We start from the raw sequence: 19,590 nt of genomic DNA, 5'->3' as shown, positions 1-19,590 counted from the left end.
TCGTCGATGCCGCGCGCGCTGACGATTACGTGGCAGGTAATGGCCACGACGACGCGTGAGCGCGCTGCGCGCAATCGCATGACGCCGGTGCTAGATTCCTCACACGTGCTACCCAGGAGACAAGCATGAGCAACACCTCGCCGCGTCCGGCCTTCGGGTCTGCCATCTTCTATCGCGATCCGTTCGCCGCGCTCGACTGGCTGGAAAAGGCGTTCGGCTTCACACGCCAGTTCGTCGTCACGTCGCCGGACGGCAAGCTCGGCCACTCGGAAATGCGCTTTGGGGACGGCTACGTGATGATTTGCGGCGGCTGGCCCGGCATGCCCTACACGAGCCCCTCCGAAATGGAGGGCAAGAACACGCAGTCGGTGCACGTGCAATTGAAAAGCGGCCTCGACGCGCATTGCGAGCGCGCCCGCGCCGCCGGCGCCACGATCATCCGCGAGCCGGCGGACCAGTTCTACGGCGACCGCGTGTATGTGGCATGCGACCCCGAAGGTCACTTGTGGAGCTTCGGCGAAACGGTGCGCGAGGTCACGCGCGAAGAAGCGGAAACGGCGAGCGGGCTGAAGATCGACGGCTGGATTTGAACGCCGCGGGCCGCGCCAATAGAAAATGCCCCGACGGGCGAAAACCCGTCGGGGCATTTGCATGACTGCCGGCACGCCGCGCGCCATGGGGCGCGCGGCGTGACAACGCAAAACGGCTTAGCGTTGCGCGATCGGCTTCGCTTCGCGCGGCGTTTCGCCGATGAAGAGCTGACGCGGACGGCCAATCTTCTGCTCGGGGTCGGCGATCATTTCGTTCCACTGCGCAATCCAGCCCACCGTACGCGCCATCGCGAAGATACACGTGAACATCGAAGTGGGGATGCCCAGCGCGCGCTGCACGATACCCGAGTAGAAGTCGACGTTCGGATACAGCTTGCGCGACACGAAGTATTCGTCTTCCAGCGCGATCTTTTCGAGCTGCATGGCGAGCTTGAAGAGCGGGTCGTCGTGCAGGCCCAGTTCGTTCAGCACTTCGTAGCACGTCTCGCGCATGAGCTTCGCACGCGGGTCGTAGTTCTTGTACACGCGGTGGCCGAAGCCCATCAGCTTCACGCCCGAGTTCTTGTCCTTGACCTGCTTGATGAACTCAGGAATCTTGTCCGGCGAGCCGATTTCTTCCAGCATGTTCAGCGCGGCTTCGTTCGCACCGCCGTGCGCCGGGCCCCACAGGCACGCAATACCGGCCGCGATACACGCGAACGGGTTCGCGCCCGACGAGCCAGCCAGACGCACCGTCGAGGTCGAAGCGTTCTGCTCGTGGTCGGCGTGCAGGATGAGGATGCGGTCGAGCGCGCGCACGAGCACGTCGTTGACCTTGTACTCTTCGCACGGGTTCGAGAACATCATGCGCATGAAGTTCGCGCTGTACGACAGGTTGTTCTGCGGGTACACGAACGGCTGGCCGATCGAATACTTGTACGCCATGGCAACCAGCGTCGGCAGCTTGGCGATCATGCGGATCGCCGACACTTCACGATGCTTCGGGTTATTGATGTCGAGCGAGTCGTGATAGAACGCCGACAGCGCGCCCACGGCGGCGACGAGAATCGCCATCGGGTGCGCGTCGCGGCGGAAGCCGCGGAAGAAGAACTGCATTTGCTCGTGAACCATCGTGTGCTGCGTGACGGTCTTCACGAACTCTTCCTTCTGCGCCGCGTTCGGCAGTTCGCCGCGGTACAGCAGGTAGCAGGTTTCCAGGAAGTCGGCGTTTTGCGCGAGGTTGTCGATCGGGTAGCCGCGATACAGCAGCTCGCCCTTGTCCCCGTCGATGTACGTGATCGCCGAGTTGCACGACGCCGTCGACATGAAGCCCGGGTCGTACGTGAACTTGCCGGTCTGCCCGTACAGTTTGCGGATGTCGATCACATCCGGGCCCATCGTGCCCTTGTAGATCGGCAGTTCGACGCTCGGCGAATTGTCGCTGAACGATAGCGTGGCTTTTACATCAGACGGGGTCATAGCACATCCTCAATCGAAGATAAACACGGGATTCGATAGTTTTGTACGTCCGGCGCGGCGCCTGCGGGACAACTGCAAGACATCCTGCGGGCACCGCCGCGCTCAGACGTTCCGAAGCAGCTCCAGCACCCGCTTCACGTCCGGGTCGGCCAGGTCGCCTTCCGGTTCCTTGCGCGCGAGCAGCAAGTCCATCAGGTCGTTATCGCTCAGCTCCAGCAGGCGCGTGAGAGCGCCCACGTCGGCGTCGCTGAGTTCATGCTCATAGCGTTCGAAAAACCGCTCGAAAATCAGATCGTTTTCGAGCAGGCCGCGCCGCGCGCGCCAGCGAAGGCGCGCGCGGCGATGGGGGTCAGACTGGTGCGATTCCATTTCGGACAGCAAGAATCAAACCGCGCGGCGGAACATCAGTTCCTTGATCTTGCCGATCGCCTTCGTCGGGTTCAGGCCCTTCGGGCAAACGTCGACGCAGTTCATGATCGTGTGGCAACGGAACAGACGGTACGGGTCCTCGAGGTTGTCGAGGCGCTCGCCCGTCGCTTCGTCGCGGCTGTCCGCGATGAAGCGGTAAGCCTGCAACAGACCTGCCGGGCCGACGAACTTGTCCGGATTCCACCAGAAGCTCGGGCACGACGTCGAGCAGCTTGCGCACAGAATACACTCGTACAGACCGTCGAGTTCGTCACGCTGCTCGGGCGACTGCAGACGCTCCTTTTCGGGCGGCGGCGTGTCGTTGATCAGGTACGGCTTGATCGAGTGGTACTGGTTGAAGAACTGCGTGAAGTCGCAGATCAGGTCGCGCACGACGGGCAAGCCCGGCAGCGGACGCAGCACGATCTTCGCCGGCAGCTCGTTCAGGTTCGTCAGGCAGGCGAGACCATTCTTGCCGTTGATGTTCATGGCGTCCGAACCGCACACGCCTTCACGGCACGAACGGCGGAACGACAGCGTTTCATCGACTTCCTTGAGCTTGACCAGCGCGTCGAGCAGCATGCGCTCGTGCGTGAGTTCCAGCTCGTACGTTTGCATGCGCGGCGCCGCGTCCTTGTCCGGGTCGTAGCGATAGACTTCAAAAATGCGTTTGGCCATTTCCAATTCCTTTTGACTGGCGTGTGCCTTAGAACGTACGCGCCTTCGGCGGCACGGACTCGACGGTCAGCGGTTGCATGTGGACCGGCTTGTAATCGAGCCGGTCGCCTTCGCTGAACCAGAGCGTATGGCGCAGCCAGTTTTCGTCGTCGCGGTGTTCGTAGTCGCTCTGTGCGTGTGCACCACGGCTTTCCTTGCGGGCTTCAGCCGAAACCATCGTTGCGCGCGCAACTTCGATCAGGTTCGCCACTTCGAGCGCTTCCACGCGCGCCGTGTTGAACACCTTCGACTTGTCCTTCAGGTGGATGTGCTTCGCGCGCTCGGCGATCTGCGCGATGTCCTTCACACCATCTTCCAGCAGCTTCGACGTGCGGAACACGCCAGCGTGCTTCTGCATCGAACCGCGGATGTCGTTCGCGACGCTCTGCGCGTACTCGCCCGAGGTCGACTTGTCGAGTTCGGCGAGGCGCGAGAGCGCGAAGTCGGCGGCGTCGGCCGGCAGCGGCTTGTGGTCCTTCAGTTCCTTCACATGCTTGATGATGTGGTTGCCGGCCGCACGGCCGAACACCACGAGGTCGAGCAGCGAGTTCGTGCCGAGGCGGTTCGCGCCGTGCACCGAAACGCAGGAGCATTCGCCCACGGCGTAGAAGCCGTTGACGACCTCCTCGTGACCCTTCGGCGTGCCAACGACCTGGCCGTTGATGTTCGTCGGGATGCCGCCCATCTGGTAGTGGATGGTCGGCACGACCGGGATCGGCTCCTTGATGCAGTCCACGTTCGCGAACTTGAGCGCGATTTCGCGGATCGACGGCAGACGCTTCAGGATCGTCTCGGCGCCGATGTGCGAGAGGTCGAGCAGCACGTGGTCCTTGTGCGGACCCACGCCACGGCCTTCCTTGATTTCCTGGTCCATCGAACGCGAAACGAAGTCGCGCGGCGCCAGGTCCTTCAGGGTCGGCGCGTAACGCTCCATGAAGCGCTCGCCGTTCGAGTTCCGCAGAATGCCGCCTTCGCCGCGCACGCCTTCCGTGATCAGCACGCCCGCGCCGGCCACGCCGGTCGGGTGGAACTGCCAGAATTCCATGTCCTGCAGCGCGATGCCCGAGCGGGCCGCCATGCCGAGACCGTCGCCCGTGTTGATGAACGCGTTGGTCGATGCCGCGAAGATCCGGCCCGCGCCGCCCGTGGCGAAGAGGGTGGTCTTGCCTTCGAGGATATAGACGTCGCCCGTTTCCATTTCGAGCGCGGTCACGCCGAGCACGTCGCCTTCGGCGTCGCGGATCAGGTCGAGCGCCATCCATTCGACGAAGAACGTGGTCTTCGCCGCGACGTTCTGCTGGTACAGCGTGTGCAACAGCGCGTGGCCGGTACGGTCAGCAGCGGCACAGGCGCGCTGAACCGGCTTCTCGCCGTAGTTGGCCGTGTGGCCGCCGAACGGGCGCTGGTAGATCGTGCCGTCTGCGTTACGGTCGAACGGCATGCCCATGTGTTCGAGTTCGTACACGGCGCCCGGCGCTTCACGGCACATGAATTCGATCGCGTCCTGGTCGCCGAGCCAGTCGGAACCCTTGATCGTGTCGTAGAAGTGGTAGTGCCAGTTGTCTTCGCTCATGTTGCCGAGCGAAGCGCCGATGCCGCCCTGCGCCGCCACCGTGTGCGAACGCGTGGGGAACACTTTCGAGAGCACGCAAACCGACAGGCCGGCGCGCGCGAGTTGCAGCGATGCGCGCATCCCCGAGCCGCCCGCACCGACGATGACCACGTCGAACTTGCGACGCGGCAATGAATTCTTGATTGCAGCCATTCTTTTACACTCTCCAGAGAATCTGAGCGGCGTAGCCGAGGCTGCCCAGCAGCCATGCGATCGTGAGGACGTCCAGCGTGATGCGCAGGCCGACCGGCTTGATGTAGTCCATCCAGATGTCACGCACGCCAACCCATGCGTGCAGGAACAACGCGACGAAGGTCACGAACGTGGCGAGCTTCATCCACTCGGCGGAGAAGATCGATGCCCAGCCGTCATACGAGAAGTCGTGCGCGCCGAAGAACAGGACGAGCAGCACGACGGTGTAGATCGCCATGATCACGGCGGTGGCACGTTGCGCGATCCAGTCGCGAATGCCGTAGTGAGCGCCGACAACGTGACGCTTCGGACCGATACCGTTTTTAGCCGACATTTTTTAGAACGCTCCGAAGAGTTTTGCCGCAAAGGCGATCGTGAGGACCGTGGAGACGATCACGACGACCAGCGAGGTCGACTTGCCTTTTTCCTTGCTCACGAGGCCATGGTTGAAGTCCATGCACAGGTGACGCACGCCAGCGCAGAAGTGAAACAGGAACGCCCATCCGAGGACCAGCACGATGAGCTTGACGATGATGTTGGAGAGGAAGCCCTTGAATACCTCGAAGCTAAGCTCCGAAGTGAGGCTCTGGTCCAACAGGAACAAGATGAAAGGCAGGAACAGGAACAACAGCACACCGCTGATGCGGTGGCCGATCGACACACGACCGGCCAACGGCAGGCGGTATGCGAACAAGATCTGCCCAAGCCCGATGTTCCGGTATTCCGGCCTCGGTTTTTTTGCGGCTTCTGCCATGCTAGACCCCTACTATGTGTTAACACTAATTCGCAATTTTAGCGCCTTTTTATATCGCGCTGCAGCGAAATCCACGTCGGGTACGGCTGGTGGTGCGCGCAAGCAAAGGCACTCTGGGGAAGGGCTCCGCGTCTTTCGCGCGGCCGCCCGTCAACTCAAATCATTCTGATAGTAGTACCCGGTTGTGACATACCATCCGCGGCGCACCTCGACCGGGCGGTCCCCGTAGGTATAGGACACGCGCTCGACCGATAACAAAGGAAAACCGGCGGGCACCTTGAGCAGATCGGCCACGGTAGGCTCCGCGGCCACGGCGCGGATCTTCTCGGTCGCGCGGATCATGCGCGTGCCGAATTCCGCCTCGAACATGGCGTACAGCGGGCCTTTATACTCGGCAAGACGCTCGCTCGTGAGCCCGCGGAACACGCCGCCGGGCAGCCAGATTTCGTCGAGCACCGTGCTTTCGCCGTCGAATTGCAGGAGACGCCGGATCAGCACCACCGGGTCCGACGGCTTGAGGTCGAGCTGGCGGGCGATCTCGGCGGAAGCGCGCAGGCGCCGGCACTCGAGCAGCCGGCTTACGTGCGGGTGCTCCGCCCCGTCGTCGGCGAGCAACCTGAGGAAGCGGAACTGGGCGCGCTCTTCGTTGTGCGTTGCAACAAAGGTGCCCTTGCCCTGGCGGCGCACCAGCAGATTATCGGCAGCCAGTTCGTCGATCGCCTTGCGCACGGTCCCCTGGCTCACCTTGTAGCGGGCGGCCAGTTCGACTTCGCTGGGGATGATTTCGCCGGGCTTCCATTCGCCGGACTCGAGGCTCTGCGTAATGAGCCCCTTGATCTGCTGATACAGCGGACTGAAGGTCGGAGACGGCGGAACCACGGGCGCAGACGCCGGAACCCCGCTCTCGGGAGCGGTGGAATTCGCGTTGCTGGCCGGGTTTGCACTCATGGCGCGCATTTCAACATAAAGCCCCCTACGCATCAAGCATTTTGCCTGCAATAGTTATGTCTTATATAAGACATAAGATACTGTTGACTTTGATCTGGACGACTCCTACACTCCCGATCGAGCAAGGGTTTGCGGGCAGGCTGCATGCTAATTTCAGGACATGAAACCGGCATGACGAAGAGGAGCCTCCGGCTGCATCCACCTCGTGGCGAATGCACCGCGAGCCGCCTTGCACGATGCTGTTCCCTCACGCAGTAAACGCAGTAGAGGTTTCGATCCGCCCAGCCGGCACGCATGAGTCGTTGCGCGCCGCGCGTTTCGTGGGAGAGCCCGAGCGAGCTGTTGCAGGAGTCGGCACACGCGAAGCGGCCAGCGTCCGGCGTCCCTCGAAGGGCGCCCCGTTCACCTCTTGCCATGTTGCATGGTTACCGGCACGGCGGTCCGCGCCGGCGGCGCACGCGTCATGGCTTGTCAGTCATCGTCGTTCCAGTGAAGCGCGCCCGCCGGCGAGAAAGACCGTGTGTTTCACCTACGCTTCGTGTATCGCGCATATAGAATGGCGTTTTACCCTGGCGTCTAACGCATCTTCCTGGAGATTTTCAATGGCTAAGCCCGCAAAGCGCGTTGCCGTCACCGGCGCCGCAGGTCAGATCGCTTACTCCCTGCTGTTCCGTATTGCGAATGGCGACCTGCTCGGCAAGGATCAGCCCGTCATCCTGCAACTGCTGGACCTCCCGCAAGCGCAAGCCGCCGTCAAGGGCGTCGTGATGGAACTCGACGACTGCGCATTCCCGCTGCTTTCGGGCGTGGTTATCACCGACGACCCGAAGGTCGCGTTCAAGGACGCCGACATTGCCCTGCTGGTTGGCGCACGTCCGCGCTCGAAGGGCATGGAGCGTAAGGACCTGCTCTCGGCCAACGCCGAAATCTTCACGGTTCAGGGCAAGGCGCTCAACGACGTCGCCAGCCGCGACGTGAAGGTGCTGGTCGTCGGCAACCCGGCCAACACGAACGCCTACATCGCCATGAAGTCGGCGCCGGACCTGCCGAAGAAGAACTTCACCGCCATGCTGCGTCTGGACCACAACCGCGCGCTCTCGCAACTGGCCGCCAAATCGGGCAAGCCGGTCGCTTCGATCGAGAAGCTCGCCGTGTGGGGCAACCACTCGCCGACGATGTACCCCGACTTCCGCTTCGCGACCGCCGAAGGCGAAAACCTCACGAAGCTGATCAACGACGACGAATGGAACCGCAACACGTTCATCCCGACCGTCGGCAAGCGCGGCGCGGCGATCATCGAAGCGCGCGGCCTCTCGTCGGCGGCATCGGCTGCCAACGCGGCGATCGACCACGTGCGTGACTGGGTGCTCGGCACGAACGGCAAGTGGGTCACGATGGGTATTCCGTCGGACGGCTCGTACGAAATCCCCGAAGACATCATCTACGGCGTGCCGGTGACCTGCGAAAACGGCGAGTACAAGCGCGTCGAAGGCCTGGAAATCGACGCGTTCTCGCGCGAGAAGATGACGGGCACGTTGAACGAGCTGCTCGAAGAGCGCGAAGGCGTGGCTCACCTGCTCGGCAAGTAAGCCTGCTGTACGAACGGAACGCGCGATTCACGCCCGTTCCGTTCTGCTTTATGGGCGCGTAGCGCGCCCTGCGCGGGCCGCCCTGGGCCGCCCCCGATCCGCATGCGTCTTGCCGGCAGGGCGCATCCGAATCCGGTATCTCCCACGAAACTCGACTCCCGACGCCGAAGATGCGCGCCATTCTCCCAGCCGAAGTGCTGTTTGACGGCGAAGCGCCGCCCGCCATCCTGCCCGCTTGCGATCACTACGCGGGCAGCGAGAAGCTGATGCTCAAATCGCTCGCGCTGCAGCAGCAGTTGGGCCCCGTATTCGACATCACGCTCGACTGCGAAGACGGCGCCCAGGTCGGCCGCGAAGCCGAACACGCCGAACTCGTGGCGTCGTTCATCGGTAGCGAACACGACCGCTTTGGGCGCGTCGGCGTGCGCATCCACGATTTCCATCATCCGCACTGGCGCGACGACGTGCGCATGATCCTGCGCGCCGCGAAGCGCGCGCCGGCCTTCATCACCGTGCCGAAGATCCGCGCCGCGGGCGACGCCGCCGAAATGACGGCGTTCATCGAGGCCACGCGCGTCGAGATGGGCATCGCCAAACCCATTCCCGTTCAATTGCTCGTCGAAACGCATGGCGCGCTCGCGCGCGTGTTCGACCTCGCGGCGCTGCGCGGCGTCGAGTCGCTGAGCTTCGGGCTGATGGACTTCGTCTCCGCGCACGACGGCGCGATTCCCGACACCGCGATGCGCTCGCCGGGCCAGTTCGACCATCCGCTCGTGCGCCGCGCGAAGCTCGAAATCGCGGCCGCGTGCCACGCTTTCGGCCGCGTCCCCTCGCACAACGTGAGCACGGAAGTGCGCGACATGGAAGTGGTCGCGAACGACGCGCGACGCGCGCGAAACGAGTTCGGCTACACGCGCATGTGGAGCATCCATCCGGCGCAGATTCCCGCGATCGTGGCCGCTTTCGCGCCGCGCGACGAAGAGATCGCGCTGGCCGCCGATATCCTGCTCGCCGCGCAGCACGCGCAATGGGGTCCGACACGCCACGCCGACACGCTGCACGACCGCGCGAGCTATCGCTATTACTGGTCGGTGCTGCGGCGCGCACGCGCCACGGGCCGCGCCGTGCCCGCCGAAGCGGCGCCGTTGTTCGGCGGCGCGGGCGACCCGGCGCGGGAGTCGGCATGACGCGCGCGGCGTGGGGCGCCGAAAACGTTTTCAACGTAGTTCGCCGAGGCCGCGATACGGCGCGCGCGCCGCGGGGCGCAGCAACGGGGGTCGCGAACAGTTACAGGCAGTTACCTGCGAACCAAGGCACAAACAACACCGGCCCGGAGAAATTGAAGTGCAGGGCGATAAATAGGTGAAAATAGCGTCCGCTGCGCGCTTTCGGGGCGCGCGCGGTGCACCCGGCGGTTGCCTGTTCAACCGCGCACTGATCAACCGCTTTTAGATAGATAAAGGTTTGACTCTCATGAAGAAACTGCTGATCGCCGCTGTCATCGGCACGCTGTCCTCGACGCTGATGCTCGCCGCCACGGACGCCGCCGCACAAGGCACGTCGACCACGGCCAAAAAACCGGCCCCCAAGCATCGCATCATCAAGCGCAAGGCCAACCCGGTCAAGGAAGCGAAGGGCGACCCGATCCCGGCCGGCTCGGAGCACTGGAGCTGCGCAGAAGGCGCGCAATTCGACCTGAAGGGCGACATGGCGCGTGACCAGATCGTCACCGTTCACTGGGCGGACAAGAACTACAACCTGCCGCGCCAGGTGACGACCACGGGCGCCGACCGCTTCCACGACGCCGCCACCGGACTCGACCTCGTCGTGATCCCGACGAAGGCCATGCTGTTCTCGGACAAGGACAGCTCGCGTCTGGCCGACGAGTGCAAGACGGTTGCCATGCAGCAAGGCGCGACGGCGCCCACGCAGGCTCAGGCGCTGAACCCGGCTAACCGCGCTCCGGCAGCAGGCGCCAGCGCGGCCGCGGGTCAGTAAGCGCCGCAGGATCGCCTCGATGTCCGCCCTGATCCCCAACGTCAGGCCGCAGCCGGACCAGGTACTGGTCGATATCGTCGACTACGTGCTGAACTTTCCGGTGGACAGCGCGCTCGCGCTGACAACGGCCAGGCATTGCCTGATCGACACCCTCGGCTGCGGACTCGAGGCGCTCTCCTACCCCGCCTGCAGCAAGCTGCTGGGACCGATCGTGCCGGGCACGATCGTCCCGCACGGCGCGAAGGTGCCGGGCACGTCATTCCAGCTCGATCCGGTTCAGGCCGCGTTCAACATCGGCGCGATGATCCGCTGGCTCGACTTCAACGACACATGGCTAGCCGCGGAATGGGGCCATCCGTCGGACAACCTGGGCGGCATCCTCGCGACCGCCGACTGGCTCTCGCGCACCGCCGTCGCCCAGGGAAAATCGCCCCTCACCATGCAGCACGTGCTCGAAGGCATGGTGAAGGCGCACGAGATCCAGGGCTGCATCGCGCTGGAGAACTCGTTCAACCAGGTCGGTCTCGACCACGTGCTGCTCGTGAAGCTCGCCTCGGCCGCCGTGGTCGGGCAGATGCTCGGGCTCACGCGCGACGAACTCATCAACGCCGTAACGCTTGCGATGGTCGACGGTCAGTCGCTGCGCACCTACCGCCACGCGCCCAATACGGGCTCGCGCAAGTCGTGGGCGGCGGGCGACGCCACCTCGCGCGCCGTGCGCCTCGCGCTCATGGCGAAAACGGGCGAGATGGGCTATCCCTCGGCGCTCACGGCAAAAACGTGGGGCTTCTACGACGTCTCGTTCAAGGGACAGCCTTTCAGGTTCCAGCGCCCCTACGGCACGTACGTCATGGAAAACGTGCTGTTCAAGATTTCGTTCCCCGCCGAATTCCACGCGCAGACCGCCGCCGAAGCCGCGATGACGCTGCACGGCGTGCTTGCGCAACGCGGCAAGACGGTGGAAGACATCGAGCGCATCACCATCCGCACGCACGAAGCGGCAATCCGCATCATCGACAAGAGCGGCCCGCTTGCGAATCCGGCCGACCGCGACCACTGTATCCAGTACATGGTCGCCGTGCCGCTGATCTTCGGGCGCCTTACCGCCTCCGACTACGAAGACGAAGTCGCCAGCGACCCGCGCATCGACGCGCTGCGCGCGAAAACGACATGCGTGGAAGACCCGCAGTTCACAAAGGATTATCACGAACCGGACAAGCGTTCGATCGCAAATGCGCTCACCATAGAGCTAAGCGACGGCACGACGCTCGACGAGGTCGTCGTGGAGTATCCGATCGGCCACAAGCGGCGCCGCGAAGAAGGCATCCCGCTTTTGATCGAAAAGTTTCGAATCAACCTCGCGCGCCGCTTCCCCGCGAAGCAGCAGCAGGCGATTCTCGATGTCTCGCTGGACGAGGCGCGGCTATGCGCCCTGCCCGTCAACGAGTACGTCGACATGTATACGATCTGAGCAATCAGGCAGGCATTTGTGACAGCAGCAAACGAGCAGTAAGCGTTATTTCCGCGATTAAACGAAGGAAAACACTATGGCCCACAATCTCCACAAAACGCTAAAAGAATTCGACAGCGGTTCCGGTAAAGGCAAGTTCTACTCGCTGCCGCAACTCGGCAAGCAGCTTGGCGTGAAGATCAACCGTCTGCCCGTCTCGATCCGTCTGGTGCTCGAGTCCGTGCTGCGTAACTACGACGGCAAGAAGATCGCGGAAGAGCACATCGAGCAACTGGCGAACTGGAAGCCGAACGCCTCGCGCGTCGACGAAATTCCGTTCGTCGTCGCCCGCGTCGTGCTGCAGGACTTCACGGGCGTGCCGCTGCTCGCCGACATCGCCGCGATGCGCGGCGTCGCGAAGCAGGTCGGCAAGGACCCGAAGGTCATCGAGCCGCTCGTGCCGGTCGATCTCGTGGTCGACCACTCGGTGCAGGTCGACTACTTCCGCCAGAAGGACGCGCTCGACCTCAACATGAAACTGGAATTCCAGCGCAACAACGAGCGCTACCAGTTCATGAAGTGGGGCATGCAGGCGTTCGACACGTTCAAGGTCGTGCCGCCGGGCATCGGCATCGTGCACCAGGTGAATCTGGAATACCTCGCGCGCGGCGTGCACAAGAAGACCGAAGGCGCGGACACGGTCTATTACCCGGACACGCTCGTGGGCACGGATTCGCACACGACGATGATCAACGGCATCGGCGTGGTGGGCTGGGGCGTGGGCGGCATCGAAGCCGAAGCCGGCATGCTCGGCCAGCCGGTGTACTTCCTCACGCCGGACGTGGTGGGCGTGGAGCTGAAGGGCAAGCTGCGCGAAGGCTGCACGGCCACCGACCTCGTGCTGACCATCACCGAAATGCTGCGCAAGGAAAAGGTCGTCGGCAAGTTCGTCGAATTCTTCGGCGAAGGCACGGCCTCGATCGGCGTGCCCGACCGCGCGACCATCGGCAACATGGCGCCCGAGTACGGCGCGACCATGGGCTTCTTCCCCGTCGACGAAAAGACCATCGACTACTTCGAGGGCACGGGCCGCACGGAGGCCGAAATCTCGGCGTTCGAGAACTACTTCAAGGCGCAGGAACTGTTCGGCGTGCCGAAGGCCGGCGAGATCGACTACACGAAGACGCTCACGCTCGACCTCGGCACCGTCGCGCCGTCGCTGGCCGGTCCGAAGCGCCCGCAAGACCGCATCGAAATCGGCAACGTGAAGTCGACCTTCACCGACCTGTTCTCGAAGCCGGTTGCGGAAAACGGCTTTAACAAGAAGGCCGCCGACCTCGACGCCGAATACGCGGCGGGCGAACAGGTCAAGCTGCACAACGGCGACGTGCTGATCGCGGCCATTACGTCGTGCACGAACACGTCCAACCCTTCCGTGCTGCTGGCCGCCGGTCTGCTCGCGAAGAAGGCCGTGGAAGCGGGCCTGACGGTCGCTCCGCACATCAAGACGTCGCTCGCGCCGGGGTCTCGCATCGTCACGGAATACCTGACGAAGACGGGCCTGCTGCCGTTCCTCTCGAAGCTCGGCTTCGAACTCGCGGCTTACGGCTGCACGACCTGTATCGGCAACGCGGGCGACCTCACTCCGGAGCTGAACGAGTCGATCGTCAAGAACGACGTGGTCGCGGCGGCGGTGCTCTCGGGCAACCGTAACTTCGAAGCGCGTATTCACCCGAACATCCGCGCGAACTTCCTGGCCTCGCCGCCGCTGGTCGTCGCTTACGCAATCGCGGGCAACATCACGCGCGACCTGATGACGGAACCGGTCGGCAAGGGCAAGGGCGGCCGCGACATCTACCTCGGCGACATCTGGCCGACGAGCGACGAAGTCAACGCGCTGCTCAAGTTCGCGCTCGATCCGCAAGCGTTCCAGCAGAACTACAGCCACCTCACGAAGAAGGGCGACCTGTGGAGCAAGATCGAAGGCGAGGAAGGTCAGGTCTACGACTGGCCGAAGTCGACCTACATCGCCGAGCCGCCGTTCTTCGGCAGCGACTTTTCGATGACGCCGTCTTCGGACGTGCCGGAAATCAAGGGCGCGCGCGCACTGGGCATCTTCGGTGATTCGGTCACGACCGACCACATCAGCCCGGCCGGCTCGATCAAGGAAGACTCGCCCGCAGGCAAGTGGCTGAAGGAAAACGGCGTGCAGAAGGCCGATTTCAACAGCTACGGCTCGCGCCGCGGCAACCACGACGTGATGATGCGCGGCACTTTCGCGAACGTGCGGATCAAGAACCTGATGATTCCGGCGAAGGCCGACGGCACGCGCGTGGAAGGCGGCCTGACGCTTCACCAGCCGAGCGGCGAACAACTGTCGATTTACGACGCCGCGATGAAGTACATCGACGCCGGCACGCCGACCATGGTGTTCGCGGGCGAAGAGTACGGCACGGGTTCGTCGCGCGACTGGGCGGCCAAGGGCACGCAACTGCTGGGCGTGAAGGCCGTGGTCGCACGCAGCTTCGAGCGTATCCATCGCTCGAATCTCGTGGGCATGGGCGTGCTGCCGCTGCAGTTCAAGGGATCGGACAGCGTGCAGTCGCTCGGCCTGACCGGCGAAGAGACGTTCGACATCGAAGGTCTGACGGACGACTTCAAGCCGCAACAGGACCTGACGCTCGTGATTCACCACAAGGACGGCAAGGATCAGCGCGTGCAGGTGCTGCTGCGTATCGACACGCCGATCGAAGTCGACTACTACAAGCACGGCGGCATTCTGCCGTTCGTGCTGCGTTCGCTGCTGGCAGCGTAATCAAGCGGTTTTTTGCAGGTGCCGCGCCCGGCAACGGGTGCGGTCACACTTGGGGCCCGACGAAAGTCGGGCTTTTTTTTTGCTTATACGTTTCGGGGTGCGCTAGCCCGGCGCTCGCGCCGAGTTCGCATCGACATACACCCAAGCCGGGGCGCCCGAAGCGAGCATCACCTTGTCGCGCCGATAGGCGGCGACTTCGTACTCGTCGGCGTGACGCAATTCGTCGGGCGTGATCGCGAACACGGTGCCGCTGATCGTGTCGCCCGGCTTGCCGGTGAACGTGACGACGGGATGGTGCGTCTTGCCGCTCGTCGCGACAACTTCGGGGTCGTCGATCTTCAGCATGGAGAGCGAGTAGCCCGGCATGGCGTCGGGCCGCCCTTCAAGCCGCCGGCCGAAGGTGGCGAGCTGAACCGCTTCCAGTTGCAGCGTGCCGTAGGAAAACAAAAGTTCAGAGCGCGCGTTGGATGGCGTGGTCATCGTGTGTTCCTGCCCGTGGTGACTGGGAATGCGATTTTATGCGAACTCGCGATTTCCGTGAGAAAGCCGAAACGTTACTCGATCAGCTTGTTCAACGTCGCAAACTCGATCAGCGCCGCAAGCGACGACACGCCGAGCTTGTCCAGCACGCGGGTCTTATACGTGCTGACAGTTTTATCTGAAAGCCCGAGCCGCGCTGCAATGCCCTTGTTGCTCATGCCGCGCGCGAGATACTGCAACACTTCGACTTCACGCGGCGACAGCCCGTTGAGCGCCACGTCGCGGCCGCCGCCGCAACTGCCCGCCGGGAAGCAGTCGTAGCCGAGCAGCACCGCCTTTACCACCCCGCACAGTTCCTCCACGCCGCGATTCTTGTTGACATAGCCGTTCGCACCGGCCACGCGCGTGTGGTTGGCCATGACCAGTTCCGGCTTCGCCGAAAGCACGAGAATGCGCGCGCCGGGCTGCTTCGCCCGAATGCCGCGGATGACCGAAAGGCCGTCGAGCTTCGGCAACTCGAGGTCGAGGATCACGAGATCCGGATGCAACTCCTGTACGAGGCGAAGGCCCTCTTCGCCGTCGCTGCACTCTCCCACCAGCTCGTACTCCGTATTCAGCACGTTGGCTAGCATCTTCAGCACGATCGGATGGTCGTCGATTACAACGATGCGTTTCATTTTTTGTTCCATGCGGAATGATTTATTTGACCCTTCAGCGGGAATCTCACAGCCTGAACGACCCGTCAGCATTTTTGTATAGGAAAGTTCCGAAACGACTTTCAAGAACTGCCGCAGGGTTAACCCAGTGCGTGTGCGGTTGAATTTAACTAACTCGTGAATTAGAGTAGAGCGATGATCACGCGCACCCGCCCCGCCGCTGCTGCTCCCCGCCCGCGCGGACGGCGCCGCGCCGCCGCCGACCTCGACATGCGCGAGCGGTTGCTCGCCAGCGCCACGCAACTGTTCGGCGAGCAGGGCATCGCGGCCACCACCATGGCGCAGATCGCCGAGGCCGCGGGCGTGACGTCCGCCATGGTTCACTACTACTTCACGAACCGCGAAAAGCTGCTCGACGCCGTGGTCGACGAGCGCATCGCCCGCTCGATTGCCTTCGTATGGGAGGCCGTGGACGGCGACGCCGCGCAAAACCCGCACGACCTCGTGGAAGAACTGGTCGGGCGGCTCTTCGAAGTCACCTCGCGCATGCCCTGGCTGCCGCCGCTCTGGCTGCGCGAAATCGTCAACGAAGGTGGCCTGCTGCGCGAGCGCATGCTCAAGAGGCTGCCCGTCGAGCAATTGCAGCGCTTCGCCGCGCGCGTCAACGAGGCGCAGCGCGACGGCAGCGTCAACGCCGAACTGGAAGCGCGCCTGCTTTTCATCTCGATCCTCGCGCTCGTCATGCTGCCGCTCGCCACGTCGAAACTCTGGCAAAGCGCGCGCGACTTCCCGAAGATCGAGCGCGAGGCGTTGCATCGGCATGTGAGTGCGCTATTGAGCGCGGCCTTGCGGCCAGCGCCGCAGGAAAAGCGCGCGCGCCGGGCAGCGAGCCGCAAGGCGGACGCGTCATGAATCGCGCCATGGCCTGCCTGTGCGCCGTGGCGTTCGCGCTCGCCGCGTGTTCCCGGCATGAAACGCCCGGCTGGCAGGGCTACGCAGAAGGCGAGTATGTCTATCTCGCGTCCTCGCAATCGGGCACGCTCACGCACCTCGAAGTGCAACGCGGTCAAACCGTGGCTGCCAACGCGCCCGCCTTCGCGCTCGATTCCGTCGAGGAAGCCGCCGCGCGCGACGAGGCGCTGCATCGGCTGACCGCGGCGCAAAAGCAGCTTGCCGATCTCGAAACCGGCAAGCGGCCGCCCGAAGTGCGCGTGACCGAGGCGCAGCTCGCGCAGGCCAAGGCGAACGCAAAGAAGGCCGCGCTCCAGCTCGCGCGTGACGAGGCGCAACTGCGCGCGGGCGGCATTGCGCAGGCGCAGCTCGACGACTCCCGCGCGCAAGCCGCCTCCACGGCCGCACAGGTGCGCGAGCTGCAAAACCAGGTGCGCGTGGCGAATCTGCCGGGGCGCACCGCGCAAGTCGCCGCGCAGGCCGCCGATGTCGAAGCCGCGCGCGCCTCGCTCGCGCAGGCGCAGTGGCGGCTCGACCAGAAACGCGTGAACGCGCCGGGCGGCGGGCTCGTCTACGACACGCTGTTTCGGGTGGGCGAGTGGGTGCAGGCGGGCAACCCCGTCGTGCAGATGCTGCCGCCGCAAAACGTGAAGGTGCGCTTCTTCGTGCCCGAAACGATAGTCGGATCGCTTGCGCCCGGCCGCAAGGTGAACGTGCGCTGCGACGGGTGCGCCGCGTGGGTTCCCGCCACCATCACGTGGATTTCGAACGCCGCCGAATACACGCCGCCCGTCATTTACAGCAACGAGAATCGCGCGAAGCTCGTGTTCATGATCGAGGCGCGGCCTTCCGCGCAAGACGCGATGAAGCTGCATCCGGGTCAGCCGGTCGAGGTGACGCTGCAATGAGCACACCTGATCAATCCGCCCGCGACTACGCGATCGACGTGCACAATCTCAACAAGCATTTCGGCAGCAAGCATGTCGTGAACGACGTGTCGCTGCGCGTCGGGCGCGGCGAAATTTTCGGCTTTCTTGGCCCGAACGGCAGCGGCAAAACCACGTCGATCCGGCTCATGTGCGGGCTGCTCACGCCCGACTCAGGCTCCGGCACTTGCCTCGGCTACGACATCCTGCGCGAGAGCGCGCAGATCAAGCGCCACGTGGGCTACATGACGCAGCGCTTCTCGTACTGGGAAGACCTGACGATCCGCGAGAATCTCGACTTCGTCGCGCGCATCTATCAGATGCCGAACCGGCGCGAAGCCGTGGATCGCGCACTCGAATCGCTCGGGCTCGCAAGCCGCGCGACCCAGCTCACGGGTGCGCTCTCCGGCGGCTGGAAGCAGCGGCTCGCGCTCGCGGCCTGCATGCTGCACGAGCCCGAACTGCTGCTGCTCGACGAACCCACTGCGGGCGTCGATCCCACCGCGCGCCGCGACTTCTGGGAGGAATTGCACCGGCTCGCCGCGCAGGGCATTTCGGTGCTCGTGAGCACGCACTACATGGACGAAGCCGAGCGCTGCCACAAGCTCGCCTATATCGCGTACGGCAAGCTGCTCACGCAGGGCACCGCCGCCGAGGTAATCGCCGAACAGAACCTCGAAACGTGGGCGATTCACGGCGAACGACTCAGCGCGCTCGCCGCGCAGTTGCGCGACGCGCCCGGCATCGATCAGACGGTGGTGTTCGGCTCCGCGCTGCATGCGAGCGGGCGCGACCATGCTGCGCTCGCCGCCGCGGTCGAGCGCGCCGTGCAAGGCCAGCCGTTGCGCGCGCAACGTATCGACACTGGCCTCGAAGACGTCTTCATCTATCTGATGAGCCATGCTCAGGATAACTATGGAGCGGCGTCGTGAGCGCGTCGTTCCCGTTTTCCGTGGCGCGCTGGTGGAGCATCGTGCTCAAGGAGTTCTTGCAGCTCAAGCGCGACCGCATCACGTTCGCGATGATCGTCGGCTTGCCGATCATCCAGCTTACGCTGTTCGGCTATGCGATCAACACGGACCCGAAGCATTTGCCCACGGCCATCGTCGTGGGCGAGGACAGCGTATTCGCGCGCAGCTTCGTGGCGGGCATGCGCAACTCCGCCTACTTCGACATAATCGAAACGCTGCCCGACGAAGCCTCGGCGCGTCACGCGCTCGCGCGCGGCACAGTGCAGTTCGTGCTTAGCATTCCTGTCGATTTTTCGCGGCGCCTGTTGCGTGGCGAACGGCCCTCGCTGCTGGTCGAAGCCGATGCGAGCGACCCTACCGCCATCACCACGGCGCTCGCTGCACTGACCGGACTCGTTGCGCCCGTGGCCGCAAAGGACCTCACCGGCCCGCTCGCGCATCTGAACGGCAAGCCTGACGCGTTCGACGTGCAGGTGCACCGCCTTTACAACCCCGAGGGCATCACGCAGTACAACGTCGTGCCGGGCCTCATGGGCGTGATCCTCACGATGACGATGGTGATGATGACGGGCCTCGCCATCACGCGGGAGCGCGAACGCGGCACGATGGAGAATCTGCTCGCTACGCCTGTGCTGCCCATCGAGGTGATGACGGGCAAGATCATTCCGTATGTGGCGATCGGGCTGATCCAGGCGACGATCATCGTGCTCGCGGCGCGCTTCGTGTTTCATGTGCCGTTTGCGGGCGGTCTCGTCACGCTCTATCTCTCCGCACTCCTGTTCATTGCCGCGAATCTCACGGTGGGCATCACGCTATCGTCGCTCGCTCAAAACCAGTTGCAGGCCATGCAGTTGACGATGTTCTATTTCCTGCCAAGCCTGCTGCTCTCGGGCTTCATGTTCCCGTTCGGCGGCATGCCGCGCTGGGCGCAGTGGATCGGCAATCTACTGCCGCTCACCTATTTCAACCGGCTCGTGCGCGGCATCCTGCTCAAGGGCAATGGCTGGACCGACCTGTGGCCGGCGGTCTGGCCGCTCGCGGTGTTCACGATCGCGGTCATGGCGATCGCGGTGCGCTTTTACCGCCGCACGCTCGACTAGCGCGAGGCACACGA

At 63.8% G+C, this 19,590-nt stretch carries 19 protein-coding genes; 10 read left to right on the top strand and 9 right to left on the bottom strand.

Going from position 1 to position 19,590, the window contains the following annotated elements:
• Positions 1-125: 125 nt before the first annotated feature.
• Positions 126-590, top strand: a complete 465-nt coding sequence (locus U5768_RS09850; RefSeq protein WP_322030195.1) for a VOC family protein — start codon at positions 126-128, stop codon at positions 588-590.
• Positions 591-707: 117 nt separating this feature from the next.
• Here U5768_RS09850 and gltA read toward each other — a convergent pair whose 3' ends face one another.
• The 7 genes from gltA to U5768_RS09815 all read right to left on the bottom strand — a co-directional run bounded on the left by gltA (position 708) and on the right by U5768_RS09815 (position 6,640).
• A complete protein-coding gene (gltA, locus tag U5768_RS09845) occupies positions 708-2,009 on the bottom strand; it encodes a citrate synthase (RefSeq protein WP_158760579.1) in 1,302 nt (433 codons plus the stop codon).
• Positions 2,010-2,111: 102 nt separating this feature from the next.
• A complete protein-coding gene (locus tag U5768_RS09840; protein ID WP_028202905.1) occupies positions 2,112-2,378 on the bottom strand; it encodes a succinate dehydrogenase assembly factor 2 in 267 nt (88 codons plus the stop codon).
• A gap of 15 nt (positions 2,379-2,393) precedes the next feature.
• Positions 2,394-3,095, bottom strand: a complete 702-nt coding sequence (locus U5768_RS09835) for a succinate dehydrogenase iron-sulfur subunit (protein ID WP_322030194.1) — start codon at positions 3,093-3,095, stop codon at positions 2,394-2,396.
• Positions 3,096-3,123: 28 nt separating this feature from the next.
• Positions 3,124-4,899, bottom strand: coding sequence for a succinate dehydrogenase flavoprotein subunit (gene sdhA / locus U5768_RS09830; protein WP_322030193.1), 1,776 nt, complete (start codon positions 4,897-4,899; stop codon positions 3,124-3,126).
• Positions 4,900-4,903: 4 nt separating this feature from the next.
• Entirely contained in the window at positions 4,904-5,272 is a 369-nt protein-coding gene (gene sdhD, locus U5768_RS09825) for a succinate dehydrogenase, hydrophobic membrane anchor protein (protein ID WP_322030192.1), read from the bottom strand.
• A 3-nt stretch (positions 5,273-5,275) separates the two neighbouring features.
• The gene (sdhC, locus tag U5768_RS09820; RefSeq protein ID WP_322030191.1) at positions 5,276-5,692 is read right to left on the bottom strand and encodes a succinate dehydrogenase, cytochrome b556 subunit; all 417 of its coding nucleotides are present in this window, start codon (positions 5,690-5,692) and stop codon (positions 5,276-5,278) included.
• 150 nt (positions 5,693-5,842) lie between these two features.
• Complete coding sequence (locus U5768_RS09815; RefSeq protein WP_322030190.1) at positions 5,843-6,640, bottom strand: GntR family transcriptional regulator; 798 nt, start codon at positions 6,638-6,640, stop codon at positions 5,843-5,845.
• 602 nt (positions 6,641-7,242) lie between these two features.
• Between U5768_RS09815 and U5768_RS09810 the strand changes: the two genes are divergently transcribed.
• The 5 genes from U5768_RS09810 to acnA all read left to right on the top strand — a co-directional run bounded on the left by U5768_RS09810 (position 7,243) and on the right by acnA (position 14,492).
• Positions 7,243-8,229 (top strand): malate dehydrogenase, encoded by a 987-nt coding sequence (locus U5768_RS09810; RefSeq protein ID WP_322030189.1) that lies wholly within the window; start codon positions 7,243-7,245, stop codon positions 8,227-8,229.
• Positions 8,230-8,399: 170 nt separating this feature from the next.
• On the top strand, positions 8,400-9,416 hold the full coding sequence (locus U5768_RS09805; protein WP_322030188.1) for an HpcH/HpaI aldolase/citrate lyase family protein: 1,017 nt from the start codon (positions 8,400-8,402) through the stop codon (positions 9,414-9,416).
• Between the two features lie 286 nt (positions 9,417-9,702).
• Positions 9,703-10,227: a hypothetical protein gene (locus U5768_RS09800; protein WP_322030187.1), complete on the top strand. Its 525-nt coding sequence runs from the start codon at positions 9,703-9,705 to the stop codon at positions 10,225-10,227.
• A 19-nt stretch (positions 10,228-10,246) separates the two neighbouring features.
• Positions 10,247-11,698, top strand: coding sequence for a bifunctional 2-methylcitrate dehydratase/aconitate hydratase (locus U5768_RS09795; RefSeq protein WP_322030186.1), 1,452 nt, complete (start codon positions 10,247-10,249; stop codon positions 11,696-11,698).
• A gap of 76 nt (positions 11,699-11,774) precedes the next feature.
• Entirely contained in the window at positions 11,775-14,492 is a 2,718-nt protein-coding gene (acnA, locus tag U5768_RS09790) for an aconitate hydratase AcnA (protein WP_322030185.1), read from the top strand.
• A 102-nt stretch (positions 14,493-14,594) separates the two neighbouring features.
• On the opposite strand, the gene U5768_RS09785 is transcribed toward acnA, so the two are convergent.
• Together U5768_RS09785 and U5768_RS09780 are read right to left on the bottom strand one after the other, a co-directional pair.
• Entirely contained in the window at positions 14,595-14,972 is a 378-nt protein-coding gene (locus U5768_RS09785; protein WP_322030184.1) for a gamma-glutamylcyclotransferase family protein, read from the bottom strand.
• A 74-nt stretch (positions 14,973-15,046) separates the two neighbouring features.
• Positions 15,047-15,649 (bottom strand): response regulator transcription factor, encoded by a 603-nt coding sequence (locus U5768_RS09780; RefSeq protein WP_322030183.1) that lies wholly within the window; start codon positions 15,647-15,649, stop codon positions 15,047-15,049.
• A 174-nt stretch (positions 15,650-15,823) separates the two neighbouring features.
• On the opposite strand from U5768_RS09780, the gene U5768_RS09775 reads away from it, so the two are divergent.
• From U5768_RS09775 to U5768_RS09760, 4 genes are read left to right on the top strand one after another with little or no spacing between them, the layout of a single operon-like run.
• Positions 15,824-16,540, top strand: a complete 717-nt coding sequence (locus tag U5768_RS09775) for a TetR/AcrR family transcriptional regulator (protein WP_322030182.1) — start codon at positions 15,824-15,826, stop codon at positions 16,538-16,540.
• Positions 16,537-17,487 carry an HlyD family secretion protein gene (locus U5768_RS09770; protein ID WP_322030181.1) on the top strand — a complete coding sequence of 317 codons (951 nt, stop codon included), beginning with the start codon at positions 16,537-16,539 and terminating at the stop codon, positions 17,485-17,487. The genes U5768_RS09775 and U5768_RS09770 overlap by 4 nt, the downstream gene beginning before the upstream one ends.
• Complete coding sequence (locus U5768_RS09765; protein WP_322030180.1) at positions 17,484-18,437, top strand: ABC transporter ATP-binding protein; 954 nt, start codon at positions 17,484-17,486, stop codon at positions 18,435-18,437. Before U5768_RS09770 ends, U5768_RS09765 begins: the two co-directional genes overlap by 4 nt.
• Positions 18,434-19,576, top strand: coding sequence for an ABC transporter permease (locus U5768_RS09760; protein ID WP_322030179.1), 1,143 nt, complete (start codon positions 18,434-18,436; stop codon positions 19,574-19,576). The genes U5768_RS09765 and U5768_RS09760 overlap by 4 nt, the downstream gene beginning before the upstream one ends.
• The last annotated feature ends 14 nt before the right edge of the window (positions 19,577-19,590 follow it).

Origin of the sequence: Paraburkholderia sp. J76 (assembly GCF_905220295.1) — a bacterium.
GTDB lineage: Bacteria > Pseudomonadota > Gammaproteobacteria > Burkholderiales > Burkholderiaceae > Paraburkholderia.
This window is presented reverse-complemented; position numbering and strand designations above follow the sequence as displayed.

Coding starts and splice junctions, on each gene's coding strand:
- U5768_RS09850 (WP_322030195.1), top strand. CDS start 126: ATGAGCAACACCTCGCCGCGTCCGGCCTTCGGGTCTGCCATCTTCTAT.
- gltA (WP_158760579.1), bottom strand. CDS start 2,009: ATGACCCCGTCTGATGTAAAAGCCACGCTATCGTTCAGCGACAATTCG.
- U5768_RS09840 (WP_028202905.1), bottom strand. CDS start 2,378: ATGGAATCGCACCAGTCTGACCCCCATCGCCGCGCGCGCCTTCGCTGG.
- U5768_RS09835 (WP_322030194.1), bottom strand. CDS start 3,095: ATGGCCAAACGCATTTTTGAAGTCTATCGCTACGACCCGGACAAGGAC.
- sdhA (WP_322030193.1), bottom strand. CDS start 4,899: ATGGCTGCAATCAAGAATTCATTGCCGCGTCGCAAGTTCGACGTGGTC.
- sdhD (WP_322030192.1), bottom strand. CDS start 5,272: ATGTCGGCTAAAAACGGTATCGGTCCGAAGCGTCACGTTGTCGGCGCT.
- sdhC (WP_322030191.1), bottom strand. CDS start 5,692: ATGGCAGAAGCCGCAAAAAAACCGAGGCCGGAATACCGGAACATCGGG.
- U5768_RS09815 (WP_322030190.1), bottom strand. CDS start 6,640: ATGAGTGCAAACCCGGCCAGCAACGCGAATTCCACCGCTCCCGAGAGC.
- U5768_RS09810 (WP_322030189.1), top strand. CDS start 7,243: ATGGCTAAGCCCGCAAAGCGCGTTGCCGTCACCGGCGCCGCAGGTCAG.
- U5768_RS09805 (WP_322030188.1), top strand. CDS start 8,400: ATGCGCGCCATTCTCCCAGCCGAAGTGCTGTTTGACGGCGAAGCGCCG.
- U5768_RS09800 (WP_322030187.1), top strand. CDS start 9,703: ATGAAGAAACTGCTGATCGCCGCTGTCATCGGCACGCTGTCCTCGACG.
- U5768_RS09795 (WP_322030186.1), top strand. CDS start 10,247: ATGTCCGCCCTGATCCCCAACGTCAGGCCGCAGCCGGACCAGGTACTG.
- acnA (WP_322030185.1), top strand. CDS start 11,775: ATGGCCCACAATCTCCACAAAACGCTAAAAGAATTCGACAGCGGTTCC.
- U5768_RS09785 (WP_322030184.1), bottom strand. CDS start 14,972: ATGACCACGCCATCCAACGCGCGCTCTGAACTTTTGTTTTCCTACGGC.
- U5768_RS09780 (WP_322030183.1), bottom strand. CDS start 15,649: ATGAAACGCATCGTTGTAATCGACGACCATCCGATCGTGCTGAAGATG.
- U5768_RS09775 (WP_322030182.1), top strand. CDS start 15,824: ATGATCACGCGCACCCGCCCCGCCGCTGCTGCTCCCCGCCCGCGCGGA.
- U5768_RS09770 (WP_322030181.1), top strand. CDS start 16,537: ATGAATCGCGCCATGGCCTGCCTGTGCGCCGTGGCGTTCGCGCTCGCC.
- U5768_RS09765 (WP_322030180.1), top strand. CDS start 17,484: ATGAGCACACCTGATCAATCCGCCCGCGACTACGCGATCGACGTGCAC.